We start from the raw sequence: 19499 nt of genomic DNA on the forward strand, positions 1-19499 counted from the left end.
CGCCCGAACCGCCGGTCTGAGGCAGACAAGAAATGACCCGCGCGCCACTTTTTACGGCGCAATCGGGCGGTGAGGCGGAAATGGCACGTTACGATTACTCGGGGCAGAATAGCCCCGAGCAGATGCATTACTCGAATCAATCGCATCCTGAAGATGCGTATGATTATCCTGATGAAAGCTATAACTATGATGACGCCCCGCGCGCAGGCGCTGGGCTGGGCCGTATTGTCAACGTGCTTGGGGCGGTTGCGTCTTTGGCGCTGGTCGCCGGAGTCGGCGTTTGGGGCTACCAACTGATCATGCGCGACGTCAGCGGGGTACCGGTCGTGCGTGCCGCCGAAGGACCCATGCGCGTGCAGCCCGAAAATCCCGGCGGGACGCCTGCTGATCATCAGGGCCTAGCGGTGAATGCAGTTGCCGCTGTCGGGACTGCTGCACCGCCAGCAGATCGTCTGATCCTCGCACCGCGCCCCGTGTCTCTGACTGATGAAGACACGCCCATGACCGCGCTTGAGGCCACAAAGGCAGTGCAAATGATTGAGGAACCCGCCACTGATCAGGCGATCGTGAACGCTCTGGCCGAAGGGCTCGCCGCCGAACCTCTGCCTGAACAGACGCCTGAGCAGGGCGTGCAATTGGCTTCCCTAGTCACGCCCGAAGACGAGCCCGCGATTGATCCGGCTGATTACGCCGCGCAACAGCCCGACCCTAAGATTGCTGCACTGCCTGGTGTGCGCCGGTCGCTGCGTCCGCATGTGCGTCCAGCCCGCGCTACGCCAAGTTCTATTTCGTCCAACAGCGCTACGGAAGCTGCGATCAATGCTGCAGTAAAGGCTGCTGTTGGTCTGGATGTTGATCCCGATACATTGACCAAAGGCACGCGATTGGCTCAGCTTGGGGCATACGAAAGTGCAGATGTGGCGCAGGCCGAATGGGCACGTTTGAATGGCCGATTTGGAGAATATATGGATGGAAAACAGCGTGTTATCCAGAAGACCTCAAGCGGAGGACGAACCTTCTATCGTCTGCGTGTCATGGGGTTTGATGATCTGAGCGACTCGCGCCAGTTTTGCGCGGCCCTAGTCGCGCAGGGTGCAGACTGTATCCCGGTCGCCGTCCGGTGAGATTTGGCGCGGTTATCACCGATGCCGAAGGGCTGCGCCTGACGCCGGATGAAAAAGCTTTGTTCAAAGAGATGAACCCGTTCGGGTTCATTCTGTTTGCCCGCAACATCGAATCCGCTGATCAGACCCGCGCCTTGTGCGAGGACTTTCGCGCAGCGGTTGGCCGAAATTGCCTAATCACCGTCGATCAGGAGGGGGGCCGCGTACAACGTCTGCGCGCACCTTTAGCCCGTGAATGGTTGCCTCCTTTGGATCATGTCGCGCATGCCGGAGATCAGGCCGAGCGCGCGATGTATCTGCGCTATCGTCTGATCGCGCATGAACTGCTGGAATTGGGCATCGACAGCAATTGTGCACCGATGGTCGATCTGGCCCGCGAGGGTACTCATGCGTTCCTGAAGAACCGCTGCTATGGGTCCGATCCCGAAAAAGTTTCCGCGATTGGTCGAGCCGTTGCCAACGGACACTTTGATGGCGGAGTGTTGCCGGTAGTAAAGCACATGCCCGGCCACGGTCTGTCGACGCTCGACAGTCATCACGAGTTGCCGCATGTGGATCTTTCTCTAAGTGCACTGGAAGCAGCAGATTTTGCACCATTCCGCGCGCTGAACGACTTGCCGATGGGGATGACGGCGCATTTAGTTTATGACCAGATCGATCCAAGGCCCGCGACGATTTCTGCTGGAATGATGACGATGATTAGGGAGCGCATCGGTTTCGACGGTCTGATTATGACCGACGATATCACGATGAAAGCCCTGAACGGCGCGCCCGCCGACTTGGCCCGAAAGGCACTGGACGCTGGATGCGATGTTGCTTTGCACTGCAACGGGGCCTTTGAAGAACGCGCGCAAGTGCTCGAAGCCGCTGGTGAGATGTCGGATGCGGCACAAGCCCGCGCAGATCGGGCGCTGGCCCGGAGACAACCGCCACAGGAACTTGACATCCAAGCCGCCGAGGCGGAACTATCTGCCCTAATGGGCGGGCAGGTATATGCAGGATAACCTTTTCAGCGAAGACCCGGTCTCGGTTGCCGATCGGCTGGCCGCCGAGGCTTTGATTGTGGACGTCGATGGGTTTGAGGGTCCGCTCGATGTGCTTTTGACACTTTCGCGTACGCAAAAAGTGGACTTGCGCAAAATCTCGGTTCTGGCGTTGGCGCAACAGTATCTGACCTTTGTCGAAAAAGCGCGGCAGTTGCGGATTGAGCTGGCGGCGGATTATTTGGTGATGGCGGCCTGGCTGGCCTTCCTCAAATCACGCCTGTTATTGCCTCCGGACCCGGATGACGAAGGCCCATCGGGCGAGGAACTCGCCGCGCACCTCGCATTCCAATTGGAGCGTCTCCAGGCCATGCGCGATGCCGCTGCGCGCCTGATGGCGCGTGATCAATTGGGCCGTGATTTTTTCAAACGCGGGCAGGGTGAGGATGTTACGCGTATCCGCACCGTGACCTATTCAGCCACACTGCTGGACCTGATGCAGGGCTATGCGCGTATCCGCACGCGCGACGAGTTCCGCCCCTTCGTCATGGACCGCGACGCCGTTTTCACCATGGAACAAGCGCTTGAGCGGATGCGGCCCTTGATAGGCTTTGCCGGTGCGTGGACGGATATGGAGACCTACCTGCCCGAAGGCTGGGATGCCGATCCGGTGCGGCGACGCTCGGCCACGGCTGCAACCTTCGCAGCTTCGCTTGAGCTGGTGAAAGAAGGACATATGGAGATCAAGCAAAGCGAGACCTTTGCGCCGATCCATCTGCGTAAGAGGACTGAGACACGTGACTGACGCCAACGAAGAGACAGGCACACTGTTCGAAGCGCCACCCTTGGCGGAACAGGAACGTATGGTCGAGGCCGTGCTGTTTGCCAGCGCCGAGCCAGTGACGATTGGTGATCTCGAAGCGCGTATGCCCCATGGCAGCAATGCCGCGCAAGCTGTTGAATCGCTTCAGAAACGGTATGAAGGGCGCGGGGTGCGTGTGGTGCGCGTTGGTGAGGCTTGGGCGATCCGCACAGCCCCCGATCTTGGCTTCCTGATGCAGAAGGAAACGGTTGAGACCCGCAAGCTTAGCCGGGCGGCCATCGAAACGCTGGCGATCGTGGCTTATCACCAGCCCTGCACGCGTGCGGAGATCGAGGAAATCCGGGGCGTGTCCGTTTCGCGCGGCACCATTGACCAACTGCTTGAGATGGAGTGGATCCGACTGGGCCGCCGTCGCATGACACCAGGCCGTCCGGTGACATTCGTCGTAACGCCTGAGTTTCTGGATCATTTCGGGCTGGAAAACGCCCGTGACCTGCCGGGCCTGAAGGAGTTGCGCGCAGCCGGATTGCTGGAGAATCGCCCACCCCCTGGTGCTGTGCCGCTGGGCGAAGGGCAGGGTGATGACGAGGACGAAGATCAAACCGAGCTGTTCGAAGAAGAGTGATCGGACGGCCCTTTTATTGCCGCAGATCGCACCTATCCTAGGGTGCACATAACGGAGTTGAGCCAATGAATGCCAATCGGATCATCGATATGATCGTGCGCCGGGTGATGCGTCGCCTGGTGAACCACAGTGTGGACAAGGGTATTGATATGGCCAGCAAGGTGGGCCGCAAACCGGGGCAGTCTGATGTTGAGAATGGCCCCGAGGCGGATCGCCAGATGCGCGATGCGACCAAGCGCCAAAATCAAAGCGCAAAGCAGATGCGGCAGGTGTCGCGTCAGATGCGTCGGTTCATGAAGTTCTGAAACTCAGCCCACAGCTTTGAAATGCTTGGACAGTTTCAGGCCTTGACCCTGATAGTTCGAGGCAATCCCAGCACCATATAGCTGTGTCGGCATTTCGGCCATCTTCTCATAAACCAGGCGCCCGACGACTTGTCCGTGTTCCAACACAAATGGCGCTTCGTGGCAGCGCACTTCCAGCACCCCGCGTGATCCGGCGCCGCCTGCTTCGGCATGTCCAAAGCCCGGGTCAAAGAATCCGGCGTAATGTACCCGGAACTCGCCGACCATAGCGAGATATGGGGCCATTTCAGCAGCATACATTGGCGGGATATGCACCGCTTCGCGGCTGACGAGAATGTAAAACGCGCCGGGGTCGAGGATGATGCGACCATCCTTGGTATGCACCTCTTCCCAGTATTCCTGCGGGTCGTATTCGCCGATCCGATCCAGATCGATCACTCCGGTATGGGGCTTGGCGCGATAGCCGACCAGATCGGTATCGGGCAGTTGCAGATCGACCGAAAACCCCAACCCGTCCTGAATGACGGCTGGCCCATCAACCAACGGCGTTTGACCATGCAACGCGGTCAGCTCGGCGTCGCTGAGTACCGCCTGACCTTTGCGGAAACGGATCTGATTCAGACGCATTCCGGGGCGCACCAGAACCGAGAACGATCGCGGGCAGATCTCGGCATAAAGCGGACCTGTGTAGCCTGCGGGAACCCGATCAAACTCGGTTCCGCCATCGGTGATCGTGCGCGTGAGCAAGTCGAGCCGCCCGGTCGAGCTTTTGGCATTGGCCACCGCACTGACGTCATCGGGCAGGGCGAGTGATTCCATCAGCGGTACCAGATAGACACAGCCCTTTTCCAGAACAGCGCCTTCAGTGATGTCGATGCGGTGCATCTCAAACTCGGCCAGCCGGTCTGCGACAGACCGTCCTTCGCCTGCCAGAAACGACGCGCGCACCCGGTAAGCCACTGTTCCCAAACGTAGATCAAGGCTTGCCGGCTGCACCTGTGCAGGGATGATGTCTGGGCTTGCGGCGATCTCACCGCGTGCAATCATCGCCTCAAGCTGTTGATTTGGGCAAACACCTGTCATCTCGATCCCCTCTGCTGCCAGAGCGGGATCTGGCCTATGTGCCATAAACGTCGGTGTGATTTGGTCGGGCTAGCAGGACTCGAACCTGCGACCTTCCGTCCCCCAGACGGACGCGCTACCAGGCTGCGCCATAGCCCGACGTTGAGGTGTTCATAAAGACTTTCCCGGCGGGGGCAAGAGGAAATCATCGCCTTTTTTGCTATCCCGCCGTGTGGTGTTCGACGCGATCCAGCCACCTGCGCAGGTCCTTGGCGATGGGTGCAATCTGGTGCAACAGCTCATCGTCATACTCGTCACGATTCCATGCCAGCGAGGCAATACCACCCATCAGCGGCGCTGCATCCAGCTCAGCCGGTATCGGTTTGGGTTCGGGGGTTGCGACGGGTTTCGGAGCCTCTGGGGCAGGGGAATGGGCGGGTTCGCCCAAATCCATGTCGATCTGGTTTGCGGATAGTTCCGGCGCTGAAGCGAACGGAACCACAGTATCGTCGATGCTGGGTGCTGGCGCGTTTTCGTCCAGGCTAGGTGACAGCGATGCAACATGCGCAACGCCCTGTTCCCGAAGGATACGCTGAACACCTTTGATGGTAATCCCGTCCTCGTGTAGCAGTTTCTTGATACCGCCCAGCAGACGCATATCATTGGGGCGATAATATCGCCGCCCACCGGCGCGTTTGACGGGTTTGACTTGGGTAAACCGGCTTTCCCAGAAACGCAGCACATGAGCCTGAACTCCGAGCCAGTCCGCAACTTCACTTATGGTGCGAAAGGCATCGGGGGACTTACTCATAACCTGGATGTCCTGAACTTACTTGCGGTTCCCTGCGGCGACGCGATCCTTCATCAGGTGCGACGGACGGAATGTCAGCACACGACGGGGCTGGATCGGAACCTCTTCACCGGTTTTAGGGTTGCGACCGATACGGGCGGTTTTGTCCCGAACGCTGAAGGTGCCGAATGACGAAATCTTAACCTGTTCGCCACGCACCAGCGCGTCAGACATGTGGTTCAGAACGCTTTCGACCAGCTGTGCGCTTTCATTGCGTGACAGGCCAACCTCACGAAAGACGGCCTCGCTCAGATCCATTCGGGTCAGTGTTTTGTCGCCCATGCTTTTTCCCCTGTTGATGTCTGAGCATATGGCTATGCAAAATTCGCTGTCAATATCAATGAATTGCAGGAGGCTTTGTAAGCCGGATTGTGCCGGTTACCAACGCAGGGCAACCGCACCCCAGGCCAGACCGCCACCAATCGCCTCTGTAACGATCAGATCGCCGGTTTTGATCTGGCCGTTTTGCTTGCCCACCGACAGGGCCAGAGGGATTGAGGCTGCCGATGTGTTGCCATGGTCCTGAACGGTGACCACAACGTTATCCATCGGCAGGCCCATCTTCTTGGCGGTGCCCTGAATAATGCGGATATTGGCCTGATGCGGCACGATCCAGTCAACATCGTCGCTGGACAGACCTGCACGCTCCAGCGCGACTTCTGCGGTTCGGGCCAGTTTCTCGACCGCATGACGGAAGACCTGATTGCCCTGCATCCGCAAGTGGCCGGTGGATTGGGTCGAAACCCCGCCATCAACATAGAGAAGGTCTTTGTAGCGTCCGTCCGAATTCAAGTCGGTCGCAAGAATACCGCGATCATCCGAAGTGCCCTGACCCTCTTGCTCTTCCAGAACCAGTGCGCCCGCGCCGTCGCCAAACAGCACGCAGGTCGACCGGTCGGTCCAGTCCATGATTCGTGAAAAGGTCTCGGCGCCGATCACCAGTACGCGCTTGGCCTGACCGGACAGGATCAGGGCGTTGGCGTTGCTGAGCGCAAAGACAAACCCTGCGCAGACCGCCTGTACATCGAAGGCAAAACCTTTGGTCATGCCCAACCGGGCCTGTACCATGGTTGCCGCCGAAGGAAAGGTCAGATCAGCTGTGGAGGTTGCCAGTACAATCGCGTCGATATCATCCGCCGTCAGTCCGGCATCAGCCAGTGCGGCTTCGGCCGCTTTGGTGGCCAGATCGGAAGTGGTTTCGTCCTCGGCCGCGAAATGTCGCCGCTCGATCCCGGACCGGGTGCGAATCCATTCGTCCGTCGTATCCAGCGTTTTCTCGAACTCAGAGTTCGGTACAACGCGCTCTGGCAAATAATGCCCGACACCTACAACAACTGAGCGGCCTGCCATGCTGGGGTACTGCCTTTTTTGTTATTATTCCGATTGAGACACGGAATGGGCCGCATCTTGTGCAAGTGCGGCTGTTGATGCAACCCGTGCCGCCAATTTTTCGGCGAAACCGGATTCAGCCAGAGTGAAGGCCAGCTTAACCGCTGCGGAAACGCCGGTTGCGTCCGCTCCGCCGTGGGATTTCACCACGGTTCCGTTGAGTCCCAGGAACACGCCGCCATTGACGCGGCGCGGGTCTATCCGCTTTTTCAGACGATTCAACGAGGTGATTGCCAGGATCGAGGCCAGCCGGGATAGAGGCGAGTATTTGAACGCCTCACGCAGCAAATCACCGATAAGGTTCGCGGTGCCTTCACCAGTTTTAATGGCGACATTGCCGGTGAACCCGTCAGTCACGATCACGTCAGCTTTGTCGCCGGGGATATCGCTGCCTTCGACAAAGCCCACGAATTCGAAATTCGCCTGATCGGCAAAGTCCGAAATCATCGCATGGGCTTCTTTCAGTTCGGCGCGGCCCTTGTGTTCTTCGGTGCCGACATTCAGCAACCCGATCCGAGGGCGGCTGAGCGCCATACCGTTGCGCGCGTATGAAGCCCCCATCAGCGCGTATTGCAAAAGGTCCTTGGCATCAGCGCGCACATCTGCGCCGACGTCCAGCATCACGTTGAACCCATGCGGATTGCGCGAGGGCCACAGGATCGCGATGGCAGGGCGGTTCACGCCGGGCAGCTTGCGCAGCCGCAACATGGACATGGCCATCAGCGCGCCCGTATTGCCGCAGGACACTGCGCCGTGCGCTTCACCTGCACGCACCGCTTCCAGAGCGGACCACATCGACGTGCTCTTGCCGCTGCGGACAACCTGGCTTGGTTTGTCTTCCATCGTGACCACGTCCGGGCAATCACGAAAAACGACGCGCCCATCAAGGACACGCCGTTTGGCAACCAGCTTGCGTAGTTCCTGTTCCTGACCGTGCAGGATGAACCCGATCTTCGGGTTCTTGTCCGCAGATTTTGCAATGCCCGCCACAACGACGGCAGGGCCCGAATCTCCGCCCATAGCGTCAACCGAGATGATGATCCGTCCGGTCTGCGTGGGCTGATCCGTCATGCCTTGGCCTGCGTCCAATCAGGCTTAGGCCGCGTCTTCGTCCAGGTCGATTTCGTCGGCCTGAGCGACGACTTCACGATCGTCATAGTGGCCGCAAGATGCGCAAACGTGGTGTGGGCGCTTCAGCTCGCCGCAGTTCGGGCATTCGTTCGGGTTTGCAGCAACCAGAGCGTCGTGTGCGCGGCGGTTGTTGCGACGCGACTTGGAAACTTTGTTCTGTTGGACGGCCATGGTCTCAACCTTTGTCTGATATGGGCTGACAGATTCGCTGTCAGCCGGGTTACGTACTTTGTTTTCTCGTGGTTTGACGCGCGTTTAAGGGGCTTGCCCCGCAATGTCCAACCCAAATTCCAATGAGCGCGCGAAAATACTGCGATTCTCGTCATGTTCAAGCGGTTTTTCTGACGGCCTGCTATGACAGGAAATCCCTCGCCTGTCACTCGTCTTTTTTCATCGCATCCCGCAGCCCCGCCAAACCAGCGAAGGGTTTTACATCCTCATCTGTGAGGGCCTGTTTGCCCGGTTCAGTATAGTCTATCTGGCCCAGCTCGACTCCATCCTTCCGTGGATATTGGGGCAGGGCCAGCGACAGCGCTTCAACCATGATCAGCGCAGGATCGATCTCGGGGCCAAGCGGTTCGGTCTCGTCATCCTCGGGGATTTCGAACTCGGGCTCCTCCGGATCGCTCCAATCAGCCACAAAGACGCGACTCACCGGGGTGTCGATGCGTGTGGTCACAGGTTCCAGCGTCACGACACAAGGTTGGATCACCGTTGCGCCCAGCTTGCTAGAAAGCATCCAATCCCGTTTGCCCTGCGCGCGTAATTCGCCGACAAAGCTGAGCTTGCGCAGGCCAAGCAGTCCGAGCTCTTGTTTTATGGCCTCCAGCGCGTCGCCGGTCGGGCGCAACTCAAACGGGGTCGGAGCGTTTTGCGGCAGGTCTGCGACGCGTAAAGATGTCTGGTTGCTCATTCGTGAGGTTTTCCTGTGTTGAACCGGAGCCTTGGTTTCTGTAATCGGATAGGGTCCGCAAGGGGCCATGGCAAGAGGATGTGCATGTTGAAGGGTTTGAACAGGTTGAAACCAGCGTCGAAAACGCTTGTCTTTGCGGCCTGTCTGGCGGTCGCGGGCGCATGTTCACCAATCTTCAAGAATCACGGCTACGTGCCTCCGCCAGAGGATCTGGCCAAAATCAAGGTCGGCGTCGATACCCGCGATAGTGTTGAAGAAACCATCGGCGCGCCCAGCTCGGCGGGGGTAGTGCGGGATTCGGGCTATTACTATGTCGCCTCGCGCGTCCGTCATTATGGGCCCAAACGACCCGAGGTCGTTTCACGTGAACTGGTCGCGATCAGCTTTGATCAGCGCGGTGTCGTTCGCAATATCGAGCGGTTCGGCCTGGAAGACGGCTATGTCATCGTGCTGGATCGTCGCGTGACCGATTCCAACGTGGAAGACAAAGGCTTCCTGCGTCAGCTTCTGGGTAACATCGGCAACTTCAACCCGGCAAATATTCCTGGCGCAAACAACTAAAGCGACCAATTCTCTTGCAGTGGTCACAGGACAGTCACACATTCTGTAGTAAGGACCAGACAGATGTGACCGGTCAGCAACCGCAGGAGGATGCGACCATGGCGGTTTTGTTGGACAAGGGCCGATATCGCGCCCGCTTGGCGCAAACCAAGCAAGACGTGGCGGCGGCGCAGACGCTGAGGATGCTGACCTTTGCTACTGATGGTCAGGATTGTGATGCTTTTGACGAACGCTGCGCCCATGTTCTGGTCGAAGATCTGCAGGCCGGTGAGGCGTTGGTGTGCTGTTTCCGTGTGCTGACAATGCAGGGCGGCTTCGAAGTCGGACTCAGCTACTCGGCACAGTTCTATGATCTGTCGGCGCTACGCGATTTTACGGGACCGATGGTTGAGATGGGCCGGTTCTGTATCCACCCGGACTACAATGATCCGGATATCTTGCGTGTCGCGTGGGGCGCAATGACGGCGTATGTCGATCAGAACGGGATCGAAATGCTGTTTGGTTGTTCGTCATTCGCTGGAACCGAAACAGCCGAATATCTTGACGCTTTTGCGATGCTCAAACACCGGCATCTGGCACCAAGGCGTTGGTTGCCACGAGTCAAGGCGCCGGATGTGTTTCGCTTTGCGGCGCGTTTGCGCCGACGCCCCGATGTAAAACAGGCGATGCTTCGGATGCCGCCCTTGTTGCGCACCTATCTGATGATGGGGGGGTGGGTCAGCGATCATGCGGTGGTGGACAGGCACATGAACACCCTGCATGTGTTCACTGGCCTTGAAATCGGAGCAATTCCCCCAGCTCGTAAACGGTTGCTGCGCGCGGTGGCTGGGTGATTTGAGTATCTGGGAAAAGGTGAAGTTGGGGCGTTGACGCCTTGCTTTGGCCGGTTTAGCTGGCGGGTATGGCGAGAATTCCTTTATTGCAGATGTCCGGTATCTCTCTGACGTTCGGGGGTGATCCGGTGTTTTCCGATCTGGACCTTGTGGTTCAACCCGGTGATCGCGTCGCGCTGGTCGGGCGGAACGGGTCTGGCAAATCCACCTTGATGAAAGTGATGGCAGGGCTGGTTGAGGCCGATCAGGGTGAAATCGTCATCCCTCCGGGTAAATCAGTGGGTTACATGGAGCAGGATCCCGGAATGCAGGGATTCGCGACGCTTGGAGACTATGCCTCAAGCGGGTTGGAACCGGGTGAGCTGTATAAGGTCGAACGCGCGGGCGAAGGGCTGAAATTCGACCCTGAGCGTGCGGTCGAAACCGCTTCGGGTGGGGAAAGGCGACGCGCCGCCTTGGCCAAGCTGATGGCCGAAGCGCCGGACCTGATGTTGCTGGACGAACCGACGAACCACCTGGATATCGAGGCGATAGCGTGGTTGGAGCGTGAGTTGGGCTCGACCCGTGCAGCCTATGTTCTGATCTCGCATGATCGCGCATTCCTGCGTGCGTTGACCCGTGCGACGCTGTGGATCGATCGCGGAGTTGTGCGGCGGCAGGAACAGGGCTTTGCGGCCTTTGAAAACTGGAGGGACAAGGTCTGGGAAGAGGAGGATCAGCAGCGCCACAAGCTGAACCGCTTGATCAAGTCCGAGTCGCGATGGGCCGTCGAGGGTATCAGCGCCCGCCGCAAGCGCAATCAGGGTCGTGTTCGGGCGCTACAAGCCTTGCGCGCCGAGCGTGCAGCGCAGATCAAACGTCAGGGATCGGCTGCCATGACGTTGGAATCCGGTCCGAAATCAGGCCGCAAGGTCATCGAGGCCAATGGCGTTTCAAAGGCATTTGACTCTCAGCAGATCGTGCGCAATTTCGATCTTCTGGTTCAGCGCGGTGACCGTGTGGCCTTTGTTGGGCCGAACGGTGTGGGCAAGACCACGTTGCTGAAAATGCTGCTAGGTCAGGTCGAACCGGACAAGGGTTCGGTGGTGCTGGGTACTAACCTTGAGATCGCCGTGTTCGATCAGGCGAGGGCACAGCTGGACCCGGAAATGAGCCTGTGGGACAGCTTGACCGGCGATCCCGAGATGCGGGTCTCGGGCAAGGCCGATCAGGTGATGGTCGGCGGGCAGCCCAAGCATGTGGTGGGCTATCTCAAAGAGTTTCTGTTTGATGATGCGCAGGCAAGAGCGGCTGTTAAGTCATTGTCCGGAGGGGAAAAAGCCCGGTTGCTGTTGGCGAAACTGATGGCAAAAACCTCTAACCTGCTGGTGCTGGACGAACCGACCAACGATCTGGATGTCGAAACGCTGGATCTGCTGCAGGAATTGCTGGACGACTATGATGGCACGGTGCTGCTCGTTAGCCACGATCGGGATTTTCTGGATCGTGTTGCGACCACAACCATCGCCATGGAGGGCAACGGGCGCGCGACCGTCTATGCTGGTGGTTGGTCCGATTACATCGCTCAGCGAGGTGATGTAGTTGCGAAAAAGGAAGAAAAAGCAAGGCCTTTAAAACCGAAAGTGAAGCAAGAAGCGAAGGCAAAAGCAGGGCTGTCGTTCTCGGAGAAACACCGACTTGAGAGGCTACCAGCAGAGATCGCGCGCCTTGAAGCCGAGATCGCCAAGCTCGAAGAACTGATGTCTGATCCTGAGCTGTTCACACGCGAACCGATCAAGTTCCAGAAGGCAACCGATGCCTTGGTCGAACGGCAGGAAAAACTGTCAGCGGCTGAGGAAGAGTGGCTGATGCTTGAAGAGAAGGCCGAAGCCGGTTGAGTCCGAGTTGTACAACCTCAATCGACTAGATTGTCTGAGTTGTACAAACCTATGCACCGGTTTGCGCGTGCTCAAATGGGGCGGGCGGGGTTACCGACAACAGTTGCTCCGGCGGGGACGTCCTTCGTGACGACACTGCCCGCGCCGACGATGGCGCGGTCTCCGATAGTAACGCCGGGCATGATGATCGCGCCACCGCCGATCCAGACGTTTTCGCCGATTGTCACCGGGTGGTCGATTTCCAGACCCTGTGCGCGCAGGGCTGGGTCTTTGGCGTGTTGGGCGCAATAGATCTGCACCGTGGGGCCGAGCATCGAGTCACTGCCGATGCGAACAGGCGCGGTGTCGAGAATGACACAGCCCGCATTCAGATAAACCCGGTCGCCCAGCGACAGGTTCATTCCATAAGCGCAGTGGAACGGAGCCTCAAAATAGCAATCTTGCCCGATCCCCGCAAAGAGCGCCGCCAATTCGGGAGCTATAGCCCCTCGGTCATCGGGCGGGCAGGTGTTGTGGGCATGGACCGCGCGGCGTGCTTTCATACGAAGCACTTCCAGTTCGGGGTCGAGGCAGCAATACCACTCGCCTGCCGCCATTTTCTGCCGCTCGGTCATGAAACCCGTCTTAGCGCATCCGCAGGGCACCGTCGATGCGGATGACCTCTCCGTTCAGGTAGCCCATCTCGACGATGAACCCGGCCAGACGACCGTATTCGCGCGGGTCGCCGAGGCGAGCAGGGTTGGGGACGTCCGCCGCAAGCTGTTGCTGTACCTCTTCAGGCAGGCCGGCCAGCATCGGGGTCATGAAGATGCCCGGTGCGATGGCCATCACACGGATACCAGTCGAGGCCAGATCGCGCGCCATGGGTAGCGTCATGCCGACCACGCCGCCTTTCGAGGCTGCATAGGCCGCCTGACCTTTTTGCCCGTCAAAGGCGGCGATGGAGGCGGTGTTAATAATCACGCCGCGCGCGCCATCTGGTTCAGGATCATTCTTTGCCATCTCTGCGGCAGCAAGACGCGAGACGTTGAAGGAGCCGACCAGATTGATGTCGATGGTACGCTGGAACGCCTCCAGAGGGTGGGGGCCGTCTTTGCCAACCGTTTTGGCTCCGATCGCGATCCCGGCGCAGTTCACGGCGGCGGTGATGCGACCCATCTTGTCCATCGCATGTGCAATCGCTGCAGCGACCGAGGCCTCATCCGTCACATCAGTTTGCGCGAAATGTCCGCCGATTTCAGCCGCGACCTGCGGGCCACGCTCGGCGTCGCGGTCAAGGATGGTGACCTGCGCGCCGTTCTCGGCAAAGTGACGGGCTGTGGCTTCACCCAGGCCGGAGGCTCCGCCGGTGATCACCGCAGCTGTGGTTGAGAGTTGCATGGCGGGTTCCTTCCTGATCTGAACACTTGTTCAGATAATCCCAACCATGGCCTCCTGTCCAGTAACAGCTTTGATCAATCAAGCCTGCTGCGCTGCTGCATGGGCGTGACTCCAAAGGCAGCCCTGTACACGCGCGAGAAGTGGCCGGCGCTTTCGAAGCCACAGGCAAAGGCGACCTCGGTCACCGAAGATTCGGTCTGCAACAGCAGATTGCGGGCGCGGTCTAGCCGCAATTCCATGAAGTATTTCTTAGGCGAGGTGTTCAGGAATTTCCCAAACAGGCGCTCCAGTTGCCGGGTTGAGATGCCGATATCGCTGGCAATGACCGAGGGGGACAACGGGCTTTGGATATTGTCGGTCATGATGTGGATTGCCTTGGCCAGATGCACGTTCCGCATCCCGTTACGCGATTGCAGCGAGACGCGCTGATCGGCAGTGGCGTTGCGCACGGCGTTATAGACCATCTGATCGGCCACTGCGACCGACAGGTCGTGGCCGTGGTCGCGTTCGATCAGGTGCAGCATCAAATCGGCGGTCGCGGTGCCGCCCGAGGCGGTCATGTGTTTTTCGTCGGCGACAAAGACGCTGCGAACAAGATTGATCTCGGGGAAGGCCTCCATGAAAGCATCATGGTATTCCCAATGGATCGCCGCCTGCATCCCATCCAAAAATCCGGCCTCGGCCAGCAGCCATGCACCGGAACACAAGGCGCTGATATTGGTGCCCCGTGCCCGCTCTCGTCGCAGGGTTGCGAGCAGCGGACGCGAGACGTGATTGCGCATGTTTATTCCTGATAGAACAAACAGTTGGTCACATTTTGGGATAGATCCCAATCCGCCATGCACCAAAGTGACCGATCCGTTTGAACAGACCGCATGCTCTGCGTGTTCGGACAGGAAGGACCATCGATAAAGATCTTCCTCGGCCAGCAAATTTGCGATCCGCAATGGCTCGACCGCGCAGGAGAAGGCGAGATGCGAGAATTCCTCGACCAGTATGAAGGCGTAGTGCTGTGTTTGGCTCATCGATAGGACCGGAATCAGGGCGTTCTGACAGTTTTCTGCATGCTGCACGAAAACTAACTGTATACAACATGTATTTTTATACGATACCAGAGGGCAAGCTATCGATTCGCGGGATCGTGATGAAGGGGATCGGATGAGGGACGAAGGGAAATCACCAAAAAAGGCGTTGGCTGAGCATCTGAAGATGTCGGTTCTGACCCTGCGTTTGCGTCCCGGAGAAGATTTGGACGAGGCGCAGCTGTCGCAGGCCTTTGGCCTGTCGCGCACGCCTTTGCGCGAAGTGTTCCGGCAGTTGGCCGGTGAGGGGTATCTGGACCTGCGCACCCATCGCGGGGCGCGGGTGTCAGAGATGTCTCATACCACGCTACGCGATTTCTTTCTGGTTGCGCCGATGGTCTATGGCGCGGTGCTGCGTCTGGCCGCGGCGAATGCGACGCACGATCAGATCGATCAGTTGAAAGAGGCGCAAGAGACGTTTCGGCAAGCCTTGCGTACAGGCTCGGCTGAGGAGCGGACGCTGGCCAATACCCGGTTTCACGAGGTGACCGGAGAGATGGCGGGGAATGTCTATTTATCCCCTTCGTTCAACCGGTTGCTGATCGATCACGCGCGGATCGGGATGACATTTTATCGCCCGCAGACCGCACGAATGGCTGAGAACCTTTCAGAGGCGAGCGACCAGCATGACGCCATCATCGCCGCCATCGAGGCGGGCGATGAGGCGGCTGCTGCGCAGCTGGCCGACGACCACTGGACCCTGTCACGCGATCAGATCGAGCTGTTCGTGATGCCCGAGGGGTTGGATTTTCCGCTGGGGCAGGTCCCCGGTAAGACTTCTGCATGAGGGACACATGACTCCGATCTTCAGATTTGAGGGTATTTATACGCCGGTGGTGACACCCTACGCGGCGGATGGTGGCGTGAACTGGGACGCGTTGGCCGAGGTGATCGAGTACCTGATCGAGAATGGTGTGCACGGGCTGATCTCGGGCGGGTCCACCGGCGAAAACTATGCGCAGACCGTCGATGAGCGGCTGGAACTGGCGCGCTTTACGCATGAACAACTAAAGGGGCGTGTGCCTCTGGTTGTGGGAACGGGGGCGATGCTGACCGGGGATTCCGTCGCTTTAGCCTCAGGTGCGCGAGACCTAGGCGCAGATGCGATCTTGTTGGCCAGCCCGCCGTATTCGGTGCCCACCGACCGCGAGAATGCGCTGAATGCGCTGGCAATCGACAAGGCGGCTGACCTGCCGGTGATGCTGTACAACTATCCGCACCGGACCGGCACGATGATGGGGGAAGAGTTCCTGGACCGCGTAGGCCGCAGCCGGAACTTCTGTGGCATCAAGGAAAGCTCGGGCGATATCAACCGGGTTCATCTGCTGGCGCGGGACTACCCGCATATCCAACTTGGTTGTGGCATGGATGATCAGGCGCTGGAGTTCTTCGCCTGGGGAGCGCCGTTCTGGGTCTGTGGCGGGTCGAACTTTCTGCCTGCCGAACACGTGGCGCTGTATCAGGCCTGTGTGATCGAGGGCAACTTTGCCAAAGGCCGCCGCATCATGAGCGCGCTGATGCCGCTGATGCGGGTGCTGGAGCAGGGCGGCAAATTCATCCAGACGATCAAGCATGGCGTCACCATGAACGGGATTGACGCAGGCGTGGTGAGGCCGCCTCTGAAAGGTTTGAACAAAGATGACAAACGCGCGCTGGAGCAGGTGACGCGCGTTCTGAAACGCAAAATCGCAGATATTGTGGCGGAGGGTTAAGGCATGGGCTTGCTGACGAAAGACGAATACGAATCCATCGCTGCGCATCTGGATTTGCCGACGGGCGCGTTCATTGATGGCGGCTATCGCCCGGCAATCTCGGGACAGGTGTTCGAGACTGTGAACCCGGCCACAGGGATGGTGCTGACCAGCATTGCTGCCTGCGGATCGGAGGATGTGGATTTTGCCGTCGAAAAAGCGCGTGAGGCGTTTGAGGATGGGCGTTGGTCAAAGATGCACCCCTCGGATCGCAAGGACATTCTGATCCGCCTGTGCAAGCTGCTTACCCGCAACGCGCGGGAACTGGCGGTGATGGAGAGCATCGATAGCGGCAAGACCATCTTTGATTGCGAAACCGTTGATGTTCCCGAGACGATCCACTGCCTGAAATGGCATGCCGAGGCGATCGATAAGATCTATGATCAGGTCTCGCCCGCCAGCGATGATCACATTGCCATGGTGGTGCGCGAGCCCATTGGTGTGGTTGGGCTGGTCCTGCCGTGGAACTTCCCTCTGCTTATGCTGGCGTGGAAGATCGGGCCGGCGCTGGCGGCGGGGTGTTCAGTGGTGCTGAAGCCGGCGGCCGAGACTTCTCTGACCGCTTTAAAGGTGGCGGAGCTGGCGTCTGAGGCCGGGTTGCCGCGCGGTGTGCTGAATGTAGTGCCCGGCGGTGGTGCCGAGGTGGGCGAACCCATCGGGCGGCATATGGACATCGACATGGTGTCTTTTACCGGCTCGACCGTAACCGGAAAGAAGTTCCTGAGCTATTCCGCTGAAAGCAATGCCAAGGAAGTTGTGCTTGAAATGGGCGGCAAAAACCCGGCCATCGTCTTGCACGATGCGGAAAATCTGGATCGGGTGGCGGCGCATGTCGTCAATGGCGCATTCTGGAACATGGGCGAGAATTGCTCGGCCTCGTCGCGGTTGATCGTGCATAAGGACGTGAAGGCAGAACTGCTGGAACGGATCGCACATCATGCCAAGCACTGGAATGTCGGCGACCCGTTGGACCCAGAGACCCGCATGGGCGCGCTTGTCAGCGAGGGGCATTATTCCAAGGTGTGCGGCTATCTGGATCAGGCCGAGACTGTGCTGATTGGTGGCAAGGCGGAGAATGGGTTTGTTGAAGCCACGGTGGTCGAGGTGCCCGGAGACGATGCCACGCTGGCGCGCGAGGAGATCTTTGGCCCGGTTTTGTCGGTGATCGAAGTTTCGGGCTTTGACGAGGCGATCAGCATTGCCAATGACACCGAGTATGGGCTGTGCGCCTCGATCTTCACGGCCAACGCCAAACGCGCGATCCGGGGCGCGCGGGCGATCCGGGCGGGTACCGTCACGATCAACAGCTTTGGTGAAGGGGATATCACCACACCCTTTGGTGGCTACAAGCAGTCCGGGTTTGGTGGCCGGGACAACTCGGTTCACGCCCATGATCAGTATACCCAGCTGAAAACCATCTGGATTGATCTGGCCGATGACGAAGATGAGGCGGTAGATTGACGATCTACACCGCCAAACGTTTGCCCCGGCAAACCGGCGTGGCAGGATGGAATGCCATCCTGCCTCTGCAGCAAGACCTGCCTCGGCTTGAGCAAGACCAGACCGCAGATGTGACCATCATCGGCGGTGGTTTTGCCGGGCTGTCCGCAGCGCTGAGGCTGCATCAGCTTGATCCGGCGCTGAAGGTTGTGGTGCTTGAGGCTGGGCGCTTTGCGGAAGGCTCTGCCGGGCGCAACTCGGGGTTCATGATCGATCTGCCGCATGACTTGGCCTCGGACAATTACGCCAGCGATGGGCTGGAGGCAGATCGGGCCACAATCGCGCTGAATCGCCAGGCGATTTCCTTTGCGACCCGGGTAGCCGCTGAGTGCGACCTGTCGCCGGAGATGTTCGACCCGTGCGGCAAGATCAACGCTGCTGCGACCGCAGCGGGTGATCGGCACAACGCAGACTACGCAGTGCATCTGGCACGATTGGGAGAGCCCCACGAGCTTTATGATGCACAGCAGATGCAGGCGCTGACAGGCAGCCCGCATTACACATCTGGTCTGTTTGCGCCCGGGACGGTGATGATCCAGCCTGCAGCCTATGTGCGGGCTCTCTCAACGCATCTGGCTGGGCGGATCGGTGTTTATGAAAACTCTGCCGTGACAGGGTTTCGCAAACAAGGCGGTGGCTGGGTGGTCGAGACCGAACAGGCGCGGGTTTCGACGGGGCGGATCGTGATGGCAACGAATGGTCATCTGGAAAGCTTTGGATTTTACCAGCGGCGTCTGATGCACATCTGCCTCTACGCGTCGATAACGGAACCACTGACGCCAGATCAGATCGCCACGCTGGGCGGACAGCCACGCTGGTCAGTAACGCCAGCGGATCCGATGGGCACTTCGGTCCGGCGGGTTTCGGGCAGTTATGGGGATCGCATTCTGATCCGGACCTGTTCAAGCTTTCATCCTGAAATCCACAGCGGCGACAGCCATTTGAAACGGGCAGGCGCGGTGCACGATCGTAAGTTTCAGGCGCGATTTCCCAACTTGCCGAATGTACAGATGCAGCACCGTTGGGCTGGGATGCTGTGCCTCAGCCGCAATGGCTCGGCCGCGTTCGGTGAGATCGAGCAGGGTGTATATGCCGCCTGCTGTCAAAACGGATTGGGTATAGCGCGAGGAACACTGCAGGGAATGGGTGTGGCAGAGCTTGTGCTGGGGAAAGACTCCCAGATTGCAGATCATTTTCTGGCGCAACCGATGCCACCGCGTTTACCACCCGAGCCCTTCGCATCGGTTGGGGCCAATGCGTATCTGCGCTGGAAAGAGTGGCGATCAGGGGCGGAATAGCTTGCAGGCTGG

General features: G+C 58.9%; 22 protein-coding genes and 1 tRNA gene. 12 read left to right on the forward strand and 11 right to left on the reverse strand.

What is annotated here, in order from left to right; translation table 11 throughout:
- The first annotated feature begins 32 nt into the window (after positions 1-32).
- From ACR0NM_RS03950 to ACR0NM_RS03970, 5 genes are all read left to right on the forward strand, one after another.
- Positions 33-1124: an SPOR domain-containing protein gene (locus tag ACR0NM_RS03950; protein WP_480613325.1), complete on the forward strand. Its 1092-nt coding sequence runs from the start codon at positions 33-35 to the stop codon at positions 1122-1124.
- Positions 1121-2128: a beta-N-acetylhexosaminidase gene (gene nagZ, locus ACR0NM_RS03955; RefSeq protein ID WP_480613327.1), complete on the forward strand. Its 1008-nt coding sequence runs from the start codon at positions 1121-1123 to the stop codon at positions 2126-2128. Before ACR0NM_RS03950 ends, nagZ begins: the two co-directional genes overlap by 4 nt.
- A complete protein-coding gene (locus ACR0NM_RS03960) occupies positions 2118-2912 on the forward strand; it encodes a segregation and condensation protein A (protein ID WP_170509855.1) in 795 nt (264 codons plus the stop codon). Before nagZ ends, ACR0NM_RS03960 begins: the two co-directional genes overlap by 11 nt.
- On the forward strand, positions 2905-3555 hold the full coding sequence (scpB, locus tag ACR0NM_RS03965) for an SMC-Scp complex subunit ScpB (RefSeq protein WP_170396671.1): 651 nt from the start codon (positions 2905-2907) through the stop codon (positions 3553-3555). The genes ACR0NM_RS03960 and scpB overlap by 8 nt, the downstream gene beginning before the upstream one ends.
- A 65-nt stretch (positions 3556-3620) precedes the next feature.
- Positions 3621-3860: a hypothetical protein gene (locus ACR0NM_RS03970; RefSeq protein WP_170800552.1), complete on the forward strand. Its 240-nt coding sequence runs from the start codon at positions 3621-3623 to the stop codon at positions 3858-3860.
- Positions 3861-3863: 3 nt separating this feature from the next.
- Here ACR0NM_RS03970 and ACR0NM_RS03975 read toward each other — a convergent pair whose 3' ends face one another.
- From ACR0NM_RS03975 to ACR0NM_RS04010, 8 genes are all read right to left on the reverse strand, one after another.
- Positions 3864-4943: a 2'-deoxycytidine 5'-triphosphate deaminase gene (locus ACR0NM_RS03975; RefSeq protein ID WP_170509858.1), complete on the reverse strand. Its 1080-nt coding sequence runs from the start codon at positions 4941-4943 to the stop codon at positions 3864-3866.
- Positions 4944-5004: 61 nt separating this feature from the next.
- Positions 5005-5081, reverse strand: a tRNA-Pro gene (locus tag ACR0NM_RS03980).
- Positions 5082-5142: 61 nt separating this feature from the next.
- On the reverse strand, positions 5143-5733 hold the full coding sequence (locus ACR0NM_RS03985; RefSeq protein WP_480613329.1) for a MerR family transcriptional regulator: 591 nt from the start codon (positions 5731-5733) through the stop codon (positions 5143-5145).
- Positions 5734-5751: 18 nt separating this feature from the next.
- Entirely contained in the window at positions 5752-6054 is a 303-nt protein-coding gene (gene ihfA / locus ACR0NM_RS03990; RefSeq protein WP_008755922.1) for an integration host factor subunit alpha, read from the reverse strand.
- 96 nt (positions 6055-6150) lie between these two features.
- Positions 6151-7122, reverse strand: a complete 972-nt coding sequence (locus ACR0NM_RS03995) for a beta-ketoacyl-ACP synthase III (protein ID WP_170406350.1) — start codon at positions 7120-7122, stop codon at positions 6151-6153.
- 24 nt (positions 7123-7146) lie between these two features.
- A complete protein-coding gene (gene plsX, locus ACR0NM_RS04000; RefSeq protein ID WP_170396680.1) occupies positions 7147-8232 on the reverse strand; it encodes a phosphate acyltransferase PlsX in 1086 nt (361 codons plus the stop codon).
- Positions 8233-8256: 24 nt separating this feature from the next.
- Positions 8257-8463 carry a 50S ribosomal protein L32 gene (gene rpmF / locus ACR0NM_RS04005; RefSeq protein WP_008756996.1) on the reverse strand — a complete coding sequence of 69 codons (207 nt, stop codon included), beginning with the start codon at positions 8461-8463 and terminating at the stop codon, positions 8257-8259.
- Between the two features lie 205 nt (positions 8464-8668).
- Complete coding sequence (locus ACR0NM_RS04010) at positions 8669-9205, reverse strand: YceD family protein (RefSeq protein ID WP_480613331.1); 537 nt, start codon at positions 9203-9205, stop codon at positions 8669-8671.
- A gap of 84 nt (positions 9206-9289) precedes the next feature.
- Here ACR0NM_RS04010 and ACR0NM_RS04015 point away from each other — a divergent pair, with 84 nt between their 5' ends.
- From ACR0NM_RS04015 to ACR0NM_RS04025, 3 genes are all read left to right on the forward strand, one after another.
- The gene (locus ACR0NM_RS04015) at positions 9290-9766 is read left to right on the forward strand and encodes an outer membrane protein assembly factor BamE (RefSeq protein ID WP_170396685.1); all 477 of its coding nucleotides are present in this window, start codon (positions 9290-9292) and stop codon (positions 9764-9766) included.
- A gap of 98 nt (positions 9767-9864) precedes the next feature.
- A complete protein-coding gene (locus tag ACR0NM_RS04020; RefSeq protein ID WP_480613917.1) occupies positions 9865-10599 on the forward strand; it encodes a GNAT family N-acetyltransferase in 735 nt (244 codons plus the stop codon).
- A 68-nt stretch (positions 10600-10667) separates the two neighbouring features.
- A complete protein-coding gene (locus ACR0NM_RS04025; RefSeq protein WP_480613333.1) occupies positions 10668-12476 on the forward strand; it encodes an ABC-F family ATP-binding cassette domain-containing protein in 1809 nt (602 codons plus the stop codon).
- A gap of 71 nt (positions 12477-12547) precedes the next feature.
- Here the strand turns inward: ACR0NM_RS04025 and ACR0NM_RS04030 are convergent, their stop codons facing one another.
- The 3 genes from ACR0NM_RS04030 to ACR0NM_RS04040 form a co-directional block, all read right to left on the reverse strand.
- Positions 12548-13090, reverse strand: a complete 543-nt coding sequence (locus ACR0NM_RS04030; RefSeq protein WP_170626814.1) for a sugar O-acetyltransferase — start codon at positions 13088-13090, stop codon at positions 12548-12550.
- A gap of 10 nt (positions 13091-13100) precedes the next feature.
- Positions 13101-13856 carry an SDR family NAD(P)-dependent oxidoreductase gene (locus ACR0NM_RS04035; RefSeq protein ID WP_170509423.1) on the reverse strand — a complete coding sequence of 252 codons (756 nt, stop codon included), beginning with the start codon at positions 13854-13856 and terminating at the stop codon, positions 13101-13103.
- A gap of 74 nt (positions 13857-13930) precedes the next feature.
- Complete coding sequence (locus tag ACR0NM_RS04040) at positions 13931-14881, reverse strand: GlxA family transcriptional regulator (RefSeq protein ID WP_480613334.1); 951 nt, start codon at positions 14879-14881, stop codon at positions 13931-13933.
- A 133-nt stretch (positions 14882-15014) separates the two neighbouring features.
- On the opposite strand from ACR0NM_RS04040, the gene ACR0NM_RS04045 reads away from it, so the two are divergent.
- Genes ACR0NM_RS04045 through ACR0NM_RS04060 form a run of 4 tightly spaced genes read left to right on the forward strand, consistent with a single transcriptional unit; the run spans position 15015 to position 19487 of the window.
- Entirely contained in the window at positions 15015-15725 is a 711-nt protein-coding gene (locus tag ACR0NM_RS04045) for a GntR family transcriptional regulator (RefSeq protein ID WP_170626815.1), read from the forward strand.
- A 7-nt stretch (positions 15726-15732) separates the two neighbouring features.
- Complete coding sequence (locus ACR0NM_RS04050; RefSeq protein ID WP_170509877.1) at positions 15733-16650, forward strand: dihydrodipicolinate synthase family protein; 918 nt, start codon at positions 15733-15735, stop codon at positions 16648-16650.
- Positions 16651-16653: 3 nt separating this feature from the next.
- Positions 16654-18150, forward strand: a complete 1497-nt coding sequence (locus tag ACR0NM_RS04055) for an aldehyde dehydrogenase (protein WP_480613337.1) — start codon at positions 16654-16656, stop codon at positions 18148-18150.
- Positions 18147-19487: an NAD(P)/FAD-dependent oxidoreductase gene (locus ACR0NM_RS04060; RefSeq protein ID WP_480613339.1), complete on the forward strand. Its 1341-nt coding sequence runs from the start codon at positions 18147-18149 to the stop codon at positions 19485-19487. The genes ACR0NM_RS04055 and ACR0NM_RS04060 overlap by 4 nt, the downstream gene beginning before the upstream one ends.
- Positions 19488-19499: the final 12 nt, after the last annotated feature.

Source organism: Ruegeria sp. AF2 (genome assembly GCF_056542025.1).